This window comes from Pseudomonas sp. Van50 (genome assembly GCF_055390755.1).
In genome coordinates, this window is sequence record NZ_AP024343.1 from 3,294,012 (window position 1) to 3,309,737 (window position 15,726).

Below are 15,726 nucleotides of genomic sequence, written 5' to 3' on the forward strand. Positions count from 1 at the left end.
ATGAACTGGCGAGCGTATGGCCTGCTGTTGTGGTGCCTGCCGTGGCTGGCGATGGCGGTCGAGCCAGGAAAGGATCCGGTGCCGTCGGTGATGTGGGCCTTTTATCACAAGCAATTGTTGGGGGAGGCGCCGTTCGTGTTCGACGAGCGGGTACGGTTGCTGGCACCGCCCTTTGCCGAAGACGCGCGCCAGGTGCCGCTGGAAATCGATGCCCGGGCCTTTGCCGGCGACGTCGTACGGGTGCTGGCCTGGGCCGAGCTGAACCCGTTGCCGAAAATCGTCGACTTCCACCCGGGGGAGCGGGTGCTGCCCTGGTTGTCGATCCGTATTCGTATCGAACAGGCCACGCCGTTGCGGGCCGCCGTGCAGACCCGCGATGGCCTCTGGCACGTCGGTTCGACCCTGATCGACGCGGCGGGTGGTGGCTGTACCGCGCCCAGCGTGGTGCGCACCCAGCCGGGTTGGGAAGAGCACCTGGGCGAGGTGCTGGGTGGGCGGTATCCGCGAGGGGAGTCGAGTCGCTTGCGTCTGCAAATTGCCCACCCCATGGACAACGGCCTGGTGAGCGGCATCCCGGAATTCTTCATCAACCAGGCGCAACTGTTGGACGCCGACGGCAAGCTGCTGGCGCGCCTGGAGCTGTTCCCGGCGGTCAGCGAAAACCCCAACCTGGGCTTCGATATCCAAGGCCCGGGACAAACCCGCCTGGTGCTGCGCGACAACAGCGGCAACGCGTTCGAGGCGGCCATTCCCTGACCAGAAGGAACGCGCCATGCGCTGGCTGTTACTGATCTGTCTTGGCCTGTGCCTGCCGGCATGGTCCGCCACCGATTATTCACTCAAGCCCCGGCAGATCGCCGAAGGCACCTGGCTGCTGGAAGGCAGCACCGAGAACTTTGCCAAGGCCAACGGTGGCAACATCGTCAATACCGGCTTCATTGTCACTGATGCCGGCGTGGTGGTGATCGACACCGGGCCGTCGAAGCGCTACGGCGAGGCGCTGCGCCAGGCTATCGCGGCGACCACTGACAAACCGGTGGTTCAGGTCTTGCTGACCCATCATCACCCCGATCACGTATTGGGCAACCAGGCTTTCAGCGACGTGCCCATCGGTGCCTTGGCCGGGACCACGGACTTGCTGCGGCAGCAGGGCGATGCCATGGCGGAAAACATGTACCGCCTGGTGGGCGACTGGATGCGCGGCACTGAGGTGGTGCTGCCCAGCCAAGTGTTGACGCCCGGTGTGCTCAAGGTGGGCAATCACGGGTTGCGATTGCTGCAACTGGCCGGGCATACCGGGGCCGACCTGGCAATCCTCGACGAAACCACCGGCGTATTGTTCGCCGGCGACCTGGTGTTCTACGAACGGGCCCTGACTACTCCCAACAGCCCAGGGTTGGAGGTCTGGCTCAGAGACCTGGATACCCTGCAGGCCTTGCCCTGGAAACAGATCGTGCCCGGCCATGGCCCAGTGGCGACTGACGCCCGACCCTTTGCGCAGATGCGCGATTACCTGGGCTGGCTCGACCAACTGATGCGCGACGGCGCGGCCCGGGGCGACGACATGGCCGAGATGATCCGCAGCCCCATCCCCGAGCGCTTCGCCGGGATCAGCCTGAGTCGGTATGAGTTGATTCGTAGTGTCAGCCATCTCTACCCACGTTATGAGCGGGCGGTGATGAAACGGGTGGATGCCCAGCCGCAATAGCCTTGGTGGTATGAGGGCCCGTGGCGAGGGAGCTTGCTCCCTCGCCACGGGTGTGCGCAAGACCCACATGTACCAAGGAACTAGAAAACTCAACACAGCGGGCAATTGTTGGCAGCGGCCCCGAGGCCAAGAATCTGTGGCAGACCGGGAAAATTTCCCGGGTATAACAATAACCGCAGAGGTAGCCGTCATGAGTCATCCCGCACGTCGCCAACCCTTCGCCGTGAGCCTGCTGCTCAGTGCCATGCTGCTGTCCGGTTCGGCCCTTGCAGCCGTGACCGATCAGGAAATTCTCCAGGATCCGAAGAACCCCGAGCAGATTGTGACCAATGGCCTGGGCGTCCAGGGCCAGCGCTATAGCCCGCTCGGCACGCTCAACGACAGCAATGTCAAGGATCTGCGTCCGGTCTGGGCGTTCTCCTTCGGCGGTGAGAAGCAGCGCGGCCAGCAGGCCCAGCCGATGATCAAGGACGGGGTGATGTACCTCACCGGTTCCTATTCGCGGGTGTTTGCCGTGGATGCGCGCACCGGCAAGAAGCTGTGGCAGTACGACGCCCGCTTGCCCGATGACATCCGCCCTTGCTGCGACGTGATCAACCGCGGCGTGGCCTTGTATGGGGACCTGGTGTTCTTTGGCACCCTCGACGCCAAGTTGGTGGCATTGAACAAGGACACCGGCAAGGTGGTGTGGAGCAAGAAGGTCGCCGACCACAAGGAAGGCTATTCCATCAGTGCCGCTCCGCTGATCGTCAACGGCAAGCTGATCACTGGCGTGGCCGGTGGCGAGTTCGGCGTGGTGGGCCAGATCAGCGCCTATGATCCGAAGAATGGCGAACTGCTGTGGACCCGGCCGACCGTGGAAGGCCACATGGGCTACGTCTACAAGGACGGCAAGGCGGTCGAGAATGGCATTTCCGGTGGCGAGGCGGGCAAGACCTGGCCGGGCGATCTCTGGAAGACCGGCGGTGCGGCGCCTTGGCTGGGTGGCTACTACGACCCGGAAACCAACCTGCTGCTGTTCGGCACCGGCAACCCGGCGCCCTGGAACTCCCACCTGCGTCCTGGCGACAACCTCTATTCCTCCTCGCGTCTGGCCTTGAACCCGGACGACGGCACCATCAAATGGCACTTCCAGAGCACGCCGCACGACGGCTGGGACTATGACGGCGTCAACGAACTGATCTCGTTCAACTACAAGGAAGGCGGCAAGGACATCAAGGCCGCGGCCACTGCCGACCGTAACGGCTTCTTCTACGTGCTCGACCGCACCAACGGCAAATTCATCCGCGGCTTCCCGTTTGTCGACAAGATCACCTGGGCCACCGGCCTGGACAAGGACGGCCGGCCGATCTACAACGAGGCCAGCCGTCCGGGTGCTCCGGGCAGCGAAGCCAAGGGCAGTTCGGTGTTCGTGGCACCGGCGTTCCTCGGCGCGAAAAACTGGATGCCCATGGCCTACAACCAGGACACTGGCCTGTTCTACGTGCCGTCCAACGAATGGGGCATGGACATCTGGAACGAAGGCATCGCCTACAAGAAAGGCGCGGCGTTCCTCGGGGCCGGCTTCACCATCAAGCCGCTGAACGAGGATTACATCGGCGTGCTGCGGGCCATCGATCCGAAGACGGGCAAGGAAGTCTGGCGCCACAAGAACTTCGCGCCACTGTGGGGCGGGGTGCTGACCACCAAGGGTAACCTGGTCTTCACTGGCACGCCTGAAGGTTTCCTGCAGGCCTTCAACGCCAAGACCGGGGAAAAGGTCTGGGAATTCCAGACCGGCTCCGGCGTGCTTGGCTCGCCCATCACCTGGGAAATGGACGGCGAGCAATACGTCTCCGTGGTGTCCGGTTGGGGCGGGGCGGTGCCGCTGTGGGGTGGCGAGGTGGCCAAGCGGGTGAAAGACTTCAACCAGGGCGGCATGCTCTGGACCTTCAAGTTGCCGAAAGCGCTTGTCGCCAAGCGCTGAGCCAACCTTGGCAATGTAGAACCTGTGGGAGCGAGCTTGCTCCCGATTGCGGTGGGTCAGTTTGCGACGATGTTGGCTGTACCGGCGTCATCGCGAGCAAGCTCGCTCCCACAAAAAAGCTCCGGCTCATCCTCGGATCGCAGCAAAACCTACGACCAAATAACGAGAGTCCCCCCTGCCAACGACGCATTCGTCCGGCCGGCGGGGCTCTCTACCATCGGCCTATCGCTTGTCCCGTGACAGGCATCGACCAGGCAGAGGCCCCATCATGATCTACGCACAACCCGGAACCCCAGGCGCCGTCGTTTCCTTCAAGCCGCGCTATGGCAATTTCATCGGCGGCGAATTCGTCGCACCGGTCAACGGCGAGTACTTCACCAACACGTCCCCGGTCAATGGCGAAGTCATTGCCGAATTCCCACGCTCCAGCGCCGCCGACATCGACAAGGCACTGGATGCCGCCCATGCCGCCGCCGACGCCTGGGGCAAGACCTCGGTACAGGACCGCTCCCTGGTGCTGTTGAAAATCGCCGACCGCATCGAGCAGTACCTGGAAGTCCTCGCCGTTGCAGAAACCTGGGACAACGGCAAGGCCGTGCGCGAAACCCTCAATGCCGACGTGCCGCTGTCGGCCGACCATTTCCGTTATTTCGCTGGCTGCATCCGCGCCCAAGAGGGCGGGGCCGCCGAGATCAATGAACTGACCACGGCCTATCACTTCCACGAACCGCTAGGCGTGGTCGGGCAGATCATCCCGTGGAACTTCCCGCTGCTGATGGCCGCCTGGAAACTCGCCCCGGCCCTGGCCGCCGGTAACTGCATCGTGCTCAAGCCGGCGGAGCAGACGCCGCTGTCGATCACTGTGTTCATCGAACTGATCGCCGACCTGCTGCCACCTGGCGTGCTGAATATTGTCCATGGTTTTGGCCGCGAAGCCGGCGAAGCCCTGGCCACCAGCAAGCGCATCGCCAAGATCGCCTTCACCGGTTCCACCCCGGTGGGCTCGCACATCATGAAGTGCGCGGCCGAGAACATCATCCCGTCCACCGTGGAGTTGGGCGGCAAGTCGCCGAACATCTTCTTCGAAGACATCATGCAGGCCGAGCCGGCTTTCATCGAAAAGGCCGCCGAAGGCCTGGTACTGGCGTTCTTCAACCAGGGCGAGGTCTGCACCTGCCCGTCCCGGGCGCTCGTGCAAGAGTCGATCTATGCGCCGTTCATGGCCGAGGTGATGAAAAAAATCGCCAAGATCAAGCGTGGCAACCCACTGGATACCGAGACCATGGTCGGTGCCCAGGCTTCCCAGCAGCAATACGACAAGATCCTCTCCTACCTGGAAATCGCCCGGGAAGAGGGGGCCGAGTTGCTGACCGGTGGTGCGGCCGAGCACCTGGAAGGTGACTTGTCGAGCGGCTATTACATCCAGCCGACCCTGCTCAAGGGCCACAACAAAATGCGTGTGTTCCAGGAAGAGATCTTCGGCCCGGTGGTGGGTGTGACCACCTTCAAGGACGAAGCCGAAGCCCTGGCGATCGCCAACGACACCGAGTTCGGCCTCGGCGCCGGCCTGTGGACCCGCGACATCAACCGCGCCTACCGCATGGGCCGGGCGATCAAGGCCGGTCGCGTGTGGACCAACTGCTACCACCTGTACCCGGCCCATGCCGCGTTCGGTGGCTACAAGAAGTCCGGCGTGGGGCGTGAAACCCACAAGATGATGCTCGACCATTACCAGCAGACCAAGAACCTGCTGGTGAGCTACGACATCAATCCGTTGGGGTTCTTCTAACCCGATAACACAGCTACACCCTGTGGGAGCGAGCTTGCTGTGGGAGCAAGGCTTGCCCGCGATACAGACGACTCGGTCAAGCGGTCAAGCCGAGGCGACTAATCGCGAGCAAGCTTTGCTCCCACAGTAAGCCTTGCTCCCACAATGGGTTTTGTGGCTCTCCTGAAATTGCTACCAACGCACCCCACCCACCGCTTCGAAAGTAGCATTCGAGCCCCGGGCGTGGCGTGCATTAATGACCTTGCCGGAATGGCCCGGTACAAGAAGAGGAAAGACCCATGTGGACTAAACCCGCGTACACCGACCTGCGTATCGGCTTTGAAGTGACGATGTACTTCGCCAACCGATGAGTGCTGGCCCGGCCTGGAACATTCAGGCCGGGCTACCCATTGGTCTGATTGCATTCACAGCGGGATGCTTTAGGCTCAAGGTATCCCCTGACAATAACAACAGGCTTACCAATGAGCCACGTAACTGAAAAGATGAGCCTCAGCCCGCTGCGCAAGTTCGTTTCTCCTGAAATCATGTTCGGTGCCGGTTGTCGGCACAATGTCGGCAACTACGCCAAGACCTTCGGGGCACGCAAAGTGCTGATCGTCACCGATCCCGGGGTCATCGCCGCCGGATGGGTGGCGGACGTCGAAGCCAGTCTCCAGGCCCAAGGTATCGATTACTGCATCTACAGCGCGGTCTCGCCCAATCCACGGGTCGAGGAAGTGATGCTCGGGGCTGACCTGTACCGGGAAAACCATTGCGATGTCATCGTCGCGGTGGGCGGTGGTAGCCCGATGGATTGCGGCAAAGGCATCGGCATTGTCGTTGCCCACGGCCGCAGTATCCTCGAGTTCGAAGGCGTCGATACCCTGAACGTGCCCAGCCCGCCGCTGATCCTGATACCCACCACGGCGGGGACGTCGGCTGACGTGTCGCAATTCGTGATCATCTCCAACCAGCAAGAACGCATGAAGTTCTCCATCGTCAGCAAGGCGGCGGTGCCGGACGTGTCGCTGATCGACCCGGAAACCACCCTGAGCATGGACCCGTTCCTGTCCGCCTGTACCGGCATCGATGCGCTGGTGCATGCCATCGAGGCGTTCGTGTCCACCGGTCACGGCCCGTTGACCGACCCCCATGCCCTGGAAGCCATGCGCCTGATCAATGGCAACCTGGTGCAGATGATCGCCAACCCGGCGGACATCGCCCTGCGGGAAAAAATCATGCTGGGCAGCATGCAGGCCGGGCTGGCGTTCTCCAACGCGATCCTCGGGGCCGTGCACGCGATGTCCCACAGCCTGGGCGGGTTCCTCGATTTGCCCCATGGCCTGTGCAACGCGGTACTGGTGGAGCACGTGGTGGCGTTCAACTACAACTCGGCACCGGAGCGTTTCAAGGTGATTGCCGAGACCCTGGGCATCGATTGCCGGGGGCTCAATCACCGGGAGATCCGCACCCGGCTGGTGGAGCACCTGATTGCCCTCAAGCACACCATCGGTTTCCACGAAACCCTGGGCCTGCACGGCGTGAGCACCTCGGACATTCCGTTCCTGTCGCAACATGCGATGCATGACCCATGCATCCTCACCAATCCTCGGGAGTCGAGCCAGCGGGATGTCGAGGTCGTCTATGGCGAAGCCCTCTGACGAGCAGCAAAAAGCCCTGGCCGGGCTGCTGGGGCTGGGCAATCACTCGACGCGCAAGAGTCACTATCCGGAACTGACGGCGCGCCTCGACGAGCTGGAACAGGCCCGGCGACACCTGCAACAGCTCAACGACCAACTGGAGCAGCGGGTGGCCGAGCGCACCGATGCGCTGTTGGAAGCCAACCACAACCTGCAGCAGCAGATTGCCCAGCGCGAACGGGTAGAACAGCAATTGCGCGATGCCCGGGACGTCGCCCAGGCCGCCAACCGCAGCAAGGACAAATACCTGGCCGCCGCCAGCCATGATCTGTTGCAGCCACTGAACGCGGCCCGCCTGTTGATCGCCACGCTGCGTGAACGCGAACTGCCTGCCGCCGAGCACGTGTTGGTCGAACGCACCCACCAGGCGCTCGAAGGCGCCGAAGACCTGCTCACCGACCTGCTGGACATTTCCCGGCTGGATCAGGCCGCCGTCAAGCCTGACCTGGCGCCGTATCGGCTGGATGAGTTGCTGGGGCCACTGGTGTCGGAGTTTCAATCAGTGGCCGGTGCCGCCGGGTTGGAGCTGCGAGTGCGGTTTGGCGACGAAGCGGTGCTGACCGACCTGCGATTGATCAGCCGTATCTTGCGCAACCTGCTGAGCAATGCCTGCCGCTACACCGACCAAGGCGGCATTCTCCTGGCGGCCCGGCGCCGGGGAGGGCGCCTGAGCCTGGAAGTCTGGGACACGGGGCGGGGGATCGCCGCCGATTGCCTGGAGTCGATTTTTCTCGAGTTCAACCAACTGGACGTCGGCCGGGCGGCGGATCGCAAAGGCGTGGGCTTGGGGTTGGCGATTGTCGAACGCATCGCCCATATCCTCGGCTATCGGGTGCAGGTGCGTTCGCGGCCGGGACGGGGCTCGGTGTTCAGTATCGAGGTGCCGCTGTCCAGTGAAAAACCACTGCCCGTGTCGCTGGCCCCGGTACAGGCGGTCGCCGGCAACCCGCTGCCGGGGCGGCGCTTGTTGGTGATCGACAATGAGCTGAGCATCCTGCAGAGCATGGCCGCGCTGTTGGGGCAATGGGGCTGCGAGGTGTTGACCGCCACCGACGAGGCGGGCGCCCTTGACGTGCTGCAGGGGCGTGCGCCGGAGCTGATCCTGGCGGATTTCCACCTGGATCATGGGGTCGTGGGCTGTGAGGTAGTCAAGCACCTGCGTGAGCATTTCCACCAGGCGATCCCGGCGGTGATCATCACCGCCGACCGCAGCGACCAGTGCCGCCGGGCCTTGCGCAAACTGGATGCACCGCTGCTCAACAAACCGGTCAAGCCTGGCAAGTTGCGGGCGGTGTTGAGTCAGATGCTCGGGTAGCGCAAAACTCGGGTACTCCCCGAGATCGCATCAACCTTGTGGGAGCGAGCTTGCTCGCGATGACGCCGGTACAGCCAACATCATCGCAAACTGACCCATCGCTATCGCGAGCAAGCTCGCTCCCACAGGGGGGTGGGAGGTCATGAAAATCGCATTCGCTGCCAGCTCTCGTGGGGGCGAGCCTGCTCGCGAAAGTGATTTTATGTTATGTTATCCGATTTCGTTTGACAGGAATTCTCATTCCTGCCTTACAGGGACCAACAACCTTCCATCCGAGTAATGCCATGAGCCAATTTCCAAGCATGACGAGCCCGTCCGGCGTCATCGCGCCTGCACTTGCAGCCAGTACCGCCAAAAACCATGTGCGCATGCTCGCCATCGATGCCCTGCGGGGGTTCGTCATGCTGCTGATGCTGGTGGATCACGTTCGCGAGACGTTTCTGTTGCACCGTCAGGTCACCGATCCCATCGATGCGCTGAGCGTGACCCCGGATCTGTATTTCACCCGTCTGCTCAGTACGCTCTGTGCCCCGGTCTTTATCTTCCTCACCGGTTTGTCGGCCTGGCTCTACAGCCAGAAACACAGCGCCGGCCAGACCTCGTTGTTCCTGCTCAAGCGCGGCCTGTTCCTGGTGTTTCTGGAGCTCACCTTCGTGTGTTTCGCCTGGAACGCCGAATTCCCGCCCAAGACCTTGTGGTTGCAAGTGATCTGGTGCATCGGCATCTGCATGATCGTCCTGGCCGCGTTGCTGCACTTCAAGCGCCGTTGGTTGATCGTCCTTGGGGTGACCATCGTCGCCGGGCACAACCTGCTGGACGGTGTGGTGCTGGGGCCCGATTCTCCGTTTTTCGTGCCGTGGTCGATTCTTCACCAGCGGGCGTTCATCGATATCACCGAGTTCACCCGCGCTCGCACCACGTATCCGGTGCTGCCGTGGATCGGCGTGATCCTGCTGGGATGGGCCATCGGGCCGTGGTTCGGCAAGGACGTCGAGCCCGCCGTACGTTTGCGCCGGCTGTTCACGATGGGCTTGGGCTTGCTGCTGGCCTTCGTGTTCATCCGGTACCTGAATGTGTACGGCGACAAGCCCTGGGTCCAGACCGGCGACGTGCTGCGCACCTTCATGAGCTTCATGAGCGCGACGAAGTACCCGCCGTCGTTGATGTTCCTGATGCCGACCCTGGGAATAGGGCTGATGTTGCTGGCACTCTTTGAAAAAGCCCAGGAGCGGGGAGCCATTGCGCTGTTGGCGGTCTACGGCGGCGCACCGATGTTCTTTTATCTGCTGCACCTATACGTGCTCAAGGCGCTGTACCTGATTGCAGTTGCCGTCTGGGGGACCAACCAGGGGACCTATTTCGGGTTCGATGATTTGCCTATGGTGTGGTTATGGAGTGTGCTGCTGGGTGTGGCGCTGTTTTTCCCGACACGTTGGTTTGCCGGGTTCAAACAGCGTCGTCGTGATATCGCGATCCTCAAGTACTTCTGACCGGAAGGGCCCCGACCCCACGGAAGGCGCCGATCAGGGCCAGTAAAATGCCGTCATTTGGTCGACGTTTTTGCCAAGAATGTAAAAATGCGCTTCGGTCTGTTTATTTCCTTATGTAAACTCCCCCCGCTGCGACAATCGGGCGCGGCTATGCCAGCTCGATAATCACCGTTTCGCAGCGTCCCTCACCCAGCTGAAGCCAAGACCTACAAGAAGTCAGCGCCGGAGAGACATAAACGAGAGGCCGACGAATCTGCTCGGCCCTGTAGGTCCATCCTCCAGTCCGTCTCGATCCCATCCCCCTGGCTTTGCTGGCCGTGGATGTGGTCTATCATTGATCAGGACCGGAGGGCGGAATGGCGTTCCATCCTAGGGATACACACATGTTGAAGAAAACACACACGGCGCTACTGGGCCTGGCGATGGCGATGGGTCTTGCGACCACGCACGCCGCCGAGCCAAAAAAAGTGGATGTCTTGCTCATCGGTGGGGGCATCATGAGCTCGACACTCGGCGTCTGGCTCAATGAGCTGGAGCCGGGCTGGACCATGGAAATGGTCGAGCGCCTGGACGGTGTTGCCGAAGAGAGCTCTAACGGCTGGAACAATGCCGGTACCGGTCACTCTGCGCTGGCTGAACTGAACTACACGCCGGAAGACAAGAACGGCAAGGTCGATATCTCCAAGGCCATCGAAATCAACGAAGCCTTCCAGATCTCCCGCCAGTTCTGGTCCTGGCAGGTCAAGAACGGTGTGCTGAAGAACCCGCGCTCGTTCATCAACTCCACGCCGCACATGAGCTTTTTGTGGGGCGACGAGAACATCGCGTTCCTGAAGAAGCGCTACGAAGCCCTCCAGGCCAGCCCGTTGTTCGCCGGCATGCAGTATTCCGAAGATCGCGAGCAGATCAGCAAGTGGGTTCCGCTGATGATGCAAGGGCGTGACCCGAGCCAGAAAGTCGCGGCCACCTGGAGTCCCCTGGGTACTGACGTGAACTTCGGCGAAATCACTCGTCAATTCGCGGCTTACCTGCAAACCAAGCCGAACTTCTCCCTCAAGCTGTCCAGCGAAGTGGAAGACATCACCCGCAACGAAGACGGCACCTGGCGCGTTTCGTACAAGAACCTGAAAGACGGTACCGAAACCGAGACCGACGCCAAGTTCGTGTTCATCGGCGCCGGTGGCGGTGCGTTGCACCTGCTGCAGAAGTCCGACATCCCGGAAGCGCGTGAATACGCAGGTTTCCCGGTGGGTGGTTCGTTCCTGGTCACCGAAAACCCGACCGTTGCCCAGCTGCACCTGGCGAAGGCGTACGGCAAGGCTTCGGTGGGCGCACCGCCGATGTCGGTTCCACACCTGGACACCCGTGTGCTCGATGGCAAGCGCGTGATCCTGTTTGGCCCGTTCGCAACGTTCTCCACCAAGTTCCTGAAGAACGGCTCGTACTTCGACCTGCTGACCAGCACCACCACCCACAACATGTGGCCGATGACCAAGGTCGGTATCGAACAGTACCCACTGGTCGAATACCTGGCCGGCCAGCTGATGCTGTCGGATGAAGATCGCTTCAACGCCCTGAAAGAGTACTTCCCGGAGGCCAAGCAAGAAGATTGGCGCCTGTGGCAGGCCGGCCAGCGCGTGCAGATCATCAAGCGTGACGAAGAGAAGGGCGGCGTGCTGAAACTCGGCACCGAAGTGGTTGCCTCCCAGGACGGCAGCATCGCCGGCCTGCTGGGTGCTTCGCCTGGCGCCTCGACCGCTGCACCGATCATGCTGACCGTGCTTGAGAAGGTCTTCAAGGACAAGGTCGCCAGCCCGGCCTGGCAGGAAAAACTGCACCAGATCGTGCCGAGCTACGGCACCAAGCTCAACGATAGCCCTGAGCGCGTAGCCCAGGAATGGGCCTACACCAGCGAGGTCCTGCAACTGGACCCGCCACCGGCCATCGGCAAGCCAGGCGCCCCTGCGGCACCGGCCAAGCCGGCGGAAGCCCGTGAAGCCAACCCAGCGGCTGATATGGCGCTGTAAGCCGGACGCTGTCTGGTGAGGTACAAAAACGCCGCTCATTGAGCGGCGTTTTTTTTGGCTCGGTTAACCCTGTGGGAGCGAGCTTGCTCGCGATGGCGCTACACCCACCAATATCAATGCCCCATCCGCGAAAGGTCAGCCCCGTCCTCTGCGCAAACCTGTCGAAACCGCAGATCAAAATCCTCTGCCAACTGCGCCAGGGTAATCGCCCCCAAACGCTTGAGCAGCAATGCCTGGGCCTCATCGAACGCATCCGTCAACGCCGCATTCACCGCTTGTTCCACCAGGCATTGCGGATGATCGGTGGACAGGCCGATGGCGAAGATCGACGTGCTGCCCAAGGCCTGATGGATATCCAGCAAGGTCATCTCCGACAGCGGCTTGCTCAAGGTCCAGCCGCCGCGATGGCCTTTTTCCGACGTGACATAGCCCTTTTCCTTGAGCAAGGCCATGGTCCGACGCACCACCACCGGGTTGGTGCCGAGCATCTGCGCAATGGTATCGGAGGTGGCGGATTGCTGGTGGCGGTCCATGTGGATCAACACATGCAGCATGCGGGACAGGCGGGTGTCGGTTCTCATGATCGTTGCGGTATTCCATGGCGGAGGCGGGTGTGAGTATCGCCTGTAATGGCAAAAGTTACGAGATCGTTGACAGGTGCTTTTCAAGGAACTTACGATGTGTCGTGACATTGCCGCACCCGTCGAAACCTTTCTTGGAGAATGATCATGCGCTATGACGTCATCATCGCAGGTGGCAGCTACGCCGGTATGTCCGCAGCCCTGCAACTGGCCCGTGCCCGCCGCAAGGTATTGGTGATCGATGCCGGCCAGCGTCGCAATCGCTTCGCGGCCAGCTCCCATGGCTTTCTCGGTCAGGATGGCCGGGCTCCCGGGGACATCGCCGAGGATGCGCGCCGCCAACTGATGGCCTATCCGACCGTTGAATGGGTATCGGGCACCGTGATCAATGCCAGCAAGGTGGCGGACGGCTTTACCCTGGCAACGAGCGACGGGCAGTGCTTCGATGCCCGCCGGCTGCTGTTGGCCACCGGTGTGATCGATGAGCTGCCCGACGTGGAAGGGTTGGCGCAGCGCTGGGGCAAGAGCGTGTTTCATTGTCCGTATTGCCATGGCTATGAGCTGGAGCAAGGGCCGATCGGCGTGCTGGCGACCTCGGAAATGTCCTTGCACCATGCGCTGATGCTTCCGGACTGGGGACCGACCACGTTCTTCACACGCGGCGTGTTCGAGCCCGACCCTGAGCAGCGTGCCAGCCTGGAGCGACGCGGAGTCACGATGGTGCCCGAGCACGTCGAGCGCATCGAAGGCGACCGGGCCGACGTGGTGTTGGCCAATGGTCGAGTGGTGAGCATCGAAGGCCTGTTTGTCCTGCCTCGCACCCGCGTCGCCAGTCCGTTGGCCGAGTCCCTGGGATGTGAATTCGAGGACGGGCCGATGGGGGCCTTCATCCAGAGCGACATGACCCGGGAAACCAGCGTGCCAGGGGTGTTCGTCTGTGGCGACGCGGCCATGCCCTTCGGCTCGGTGGCGCTGTCGGTGGGGGACGGGGTGAGGGCGGGTTCAGGCGTGCATCGATCATTGATCTTCGGGGGGCATTGAATCGCGAGCAGGCTCGTTCCCCTATTGAGGCACTGAGCCCTGTGGGAACGAGCTTGCTCGCGATGGCGCCGGTGCTACTGGGTGCCAAACATTGCCGTCCAATAGATCCCGGCATCGCTTTTCGGATCGGTCGCATACCCGGCGCCCAATTCGCGGAACTGCGGGTTCATCAGGTTGGCGCAGTGCCCCGGGCTGGCCAGCCAGCCGTCCACGACCTTGAGGGCCGTGTCCTGTCCGGCGGCGATGTTCTCGCCGATCAATTGGCCCAGATAGCCGGCCAGTTCGGCGCGGTCGCCTGGCGTGCGGTTGTCGCGGTCCTTGTGGTCGAAGAAATTGTTGTTGGCCATGGCCCGGGTGTGGGTGACGGCGGCCAGGGCCAAGGTGGCGTTCCAGGCCAGCGGCGTGGTGGCGGCGAAGGCTTCGGTGCCGCAGCGACGCGGTTGGGCGCGGGCGCTGTTGATCAGTTTCAGCAGTTTCTGGCCTTCGGCTTGCCAATCACCCAGGCGCGCCGACAACAACGGGCGCGCCAGCACGATGCGCCATTCGCGATCCAGGCGGCTGACGCCGATGTCGACGAACTGCGGGTCGAGCACCACCTGGCAGAAGCTTTCCTGCACCGCTTTCATGGCCGATTGCGCATCGCGCGGCCCGGACAGGCTGATGGCTTGCACGTTGACCATGGGATAGGCCGCCCGCGCCAGCGCCTGTTGCAGGTCGCCGATGCCATTGGCCGACAGGATCAGCCGGGAGTCCATGGCCAGCGGCGGCAACTCCAGCGAAGCCTGGCCGGCACAGCTTTGGGATTGGCTGCGGTAAAGGTTGATGGACTCGACCAGTTGCGTCTCTTCGGTGGCCGTGGCGCTGGTGGCGAACACCAGGCCCAGCGACAGCACGACAAGGCCCATGACGGATGAAATGGCACGCATGTAAATCTCCCTTGAGCGGACGGCGCCTATGATGCGCAATTTTTGCCCCGCTGGGGCAACGGTATTCACGCTCTCTTGAAATCCCTTGGAACGGCACCGTTGGGTACCGTTCGGGACAATCCTCAAGTAGTGGGATCAATTTTCAAGCGAATAAGTCCATTTCCGTCGTTTCAAGGCCATAAAAACTCGGATTATTAGCTCATCCAGTTACCGCCATCGACGTTATACGTCTGCGCCACCACGTATTCGCTCTCCGCCGAGGCCAGGAAAATCGCCATTCCGGTGAGGTCCTGCGCAGTGCCCATCCGGCCATAGGGCACCTGTTGCCCGACCTGGCGCTTTTTTTCCCCCTGCGGCAGGTTTTCGTGGCGGGCGAACAGCGCGTCCACGCCATCCCAATGCTCGCCATCCACCACGCCGGGGGCGATGGCGTTGACGTTGATCCGATGCTTGATCAGATCCAGCCCGGCGGACTGGGTCAGGCTGATCACCGCCGCCTTGGTGGCGCAATAGACCGCCACCAGGGCCTCGCCACGCCGGCCGGCCTGGCTGGCCATGTTGATGATCCGCCCGCCGTGGCCCTGGCGGATCATTTGCCGCGCCGCCGCCTGCAGCGTGAACAGCGTGCCGGCGACGTTGATGGAAAACAGCCGCTCGTAGCTTTGGCGGGTGATGTCCACGATGGGCGCCAGGTCGAACAGCGCGGCGTTGTTGATCAGGATATCCAGCTTGCCCGCCCGGGCCACCACGGCCGCGATGGCCTGGTCGATGGACGCTTGATCGGTCACGTCCATTTTGACCGCGTAGGCGCTGTCGCCCAGTTCGGCGGCGGTGGCATTGGCCCGCTCCAGGTCGATATCGGCAATCGCTACCGTGGCGCCTTCTTCGATGTAGGCCTGGGCAAACGCCCTGCCGATACCCCGGGCGGCGCCGGTCACCAGGGCACTTTTTCCTTCCAGTCGTTTCATGGGGCTTGGTCCTTGCTGCAATGGCATCAGAGGGTAATCAGCGTCGCACTCACCAAATGGCGATGGCAGGCCGATTACAGCAGTGCCGTTGAAAACCGACAAACCCGCGCAGGATGGTGAGGTGGTACTTTTTTAACTTGTGCCGGTGTCTCCAACCTGGGTTAAAAAAGTATCGGTGGGTGGGCGGGCCGAGGCTGGCGAAGCGTTGCGCACTCGGCGTAAGGTGCCCGCTATAA

At 62.1% G+C, this 15,726-nt stretch carries 13 protein-coding genes; 10 read left to right on the forward strand and 3 right to left on the reverse strand.

Annotation, left to right across the window (positions count from 1 at the left end; translation table 11 throughout):
• From ACZ5M5_RS13985 to mqo, 9 genes are all read left to right on the forward strand, one after another.
• Entirely contained in the window at window positions 1-756 is a 756-nt protein-coding gene (locus ACZ5M5_RS13985; RefSeq protein ID WP_103310773.1) for a quinoprotein dehydrogenase-associated SoxYZ-like carrier, read from the forward strand.
• Between the two features lie 16 nt (window positions 757-772).
• Window positions 773-1,708: a quinoprotein relay system zinc metallohydrolase 1 gene (locus ACZ5M5_RS13990; protein WP_103310772.1), complete on the forward strand. Its 936-nt coding sequence runs from the start codon at window positions 773-775 to the stop codon at window positions 1,706-1,708.
• A gap of 190 nt (window positions 1,709-1,898) precedes the next feature.
• Window positions 1,899-3,674 carry a PQQ-dependent methanol/ethanol family dehydrogenase gene (locus tag ACZ5M5_RS13995; protein ID WP_464739246.1) on the forward strand — a complete coding sequence of 592 codons (1,776 nt, stop codon included), beginning with the start codon at window positions 1,899-1,901 and terminating at the stop codon, window positions 3,672-3,674.
• Window positions 3,675-3,942: 268 nt separating this feature from the next.
• Entirely contained in the window at window positions 3,943-5,463 is a 1,521-nt protein-coding gene (exaC, locus tag ACZ5M5_RS14000; RefSeq protein ID WP_092475329.1) for an acetaldehyde dehydrogenase ExaC, read from the forward strand.
• Between the two features lie 278 nt (window positions 5,464-5,741).
• Window positions 5,742-5,813: a pyrroloquinoline quinone precursor peptide PqqA gene (gene pqqA, locus ACZ5M5_RS14005; protein WP_003243383.1), complete on the forward strand. Its 72-nt coding sequence runs from the start codon at window positions 5,742-5,744 to the stop codon at window positions 5,811-5,813.
• Window positions 5,814-5,945: 132 nt separating this feature from the next.
• Window positions 5,946-7,103 (forward strand): alcohol dehydrogenase-like regulatory protein ErcA, encoded by a 1,158-nt coding sequence (gene ercA, locus ACZ5M5_RS14010; RefSeq protein ID WP_103311405.1) that lies wholly within the window; start codon window positions 5,946-5,948, stop codon window positions 7,101-7,103.
• On the forward strand, window positions 7,087-8,457 hold the full coding sequence (locus ACZ5M5_RS14015; RefSeq protein ID WP_060742589.1) for a hybrid sensor histidine kinase/response regulator: 1,371 nt from the start codon (window positions 7,087-7,089) through the stop codon (window positions 8,455-8,457). Before ercA ends, ACZ5M5_RS14015 begins: the two co-directional genes overlap by 17 nt.
• 284 nt (window positions 8,458-8,741) lie before the next feature.
• Window positions 8,742-9,947, forward strand: a complete 1,206-nt coding sequence (locus ACZ5M5_RS14020; protein ID WP_464739247.1) for an acetyltransferase domain-containing protein — start codon at window positions 8,742-8,744, stop codon at window positions 9,945-9,947.
• 383 nt (window positions 9,948-10,330) lie between these two features.
• Window positions 10,331-11,974: a malate dehydrogenase (quinone) gene (gene mqo, locus ACZ5M5_RS14025; protein ID WP_103310770.1), complete on the forward strand. Its 1,644-nt coding sequence runs from the start codon at window positions 10,331-10,333 to the stop codon at window positions 11,972-11,974.
• Window positions 11,975-12,087: 113 nt separating this feature from the next.
• Here mqo and ACZ5M5_RS14030 read toward each other — a convergent pair whose 3' ends face one another.
• Complete coding sequence (locus tag ACZ5M5_RS14030; RefSeq protein ID WP_060742586.1) at window positions 12,088-12,555, reverse strand: Rrf2 family transcriptional regulator; 468 nt, start codon at window positions 12,553-12,555, stop codon at window positions 12,088-12,090.
• Window positions 12,556-12,702: 147 nt separating this feature from the next.
• Between ACZ5M5_RS14030 and ACZ5M5_RS14035 the strand changes: the two genes are divergently transcribed.
• Entirely contained in the window at window positions 12,703-13,596 is an 894-nt protein-coding gene (locus ACZ5M5_RS14035; protein WP_060742585.1) for an NAD(P)/FAD-dependent oxidoreductase, read from the forward strand.
• A 74-nt stretch (window positions 13,597-13,670) separates the two neighbouring features.
• Here ACZ5M5_RS14035 and ACZ5M5_RS14040 read toward each other — a convergent pair whose 3' ends face one another.
• Together ACZ5M5_RS14040 and ACZ5M5_RS14045 are read right to left on the reverse strand one after the other, a co-directional pair.
• Window positions 13,671-14,522: a CAP domain-containing protein gene (locus tag ACZ5M5_RS14040; protein ID WP_060742584.1), complete on the reverse strand. Its 852-nt coding sequence runs from the start codon at window positions 14,520-14,522 to the stop codon at window positions 13,671-13,673.
• 194 nt (window positions 14,523-14,716) lie between these two features.
• On the reverse strand, window positions 14,717-15,490 hold the full coding sequence (locus ACZ5M5_RS14045; RefSeq protein WP_464739248.1) for an L-iditol 2-dehydrogenase: 774 nt from the start codon (window positions 15,488-15,490) through the stop codon (window positions 14,717-14,719).
• Window positions 15,491-15,726: the final 236 nt, after the last annotated feature.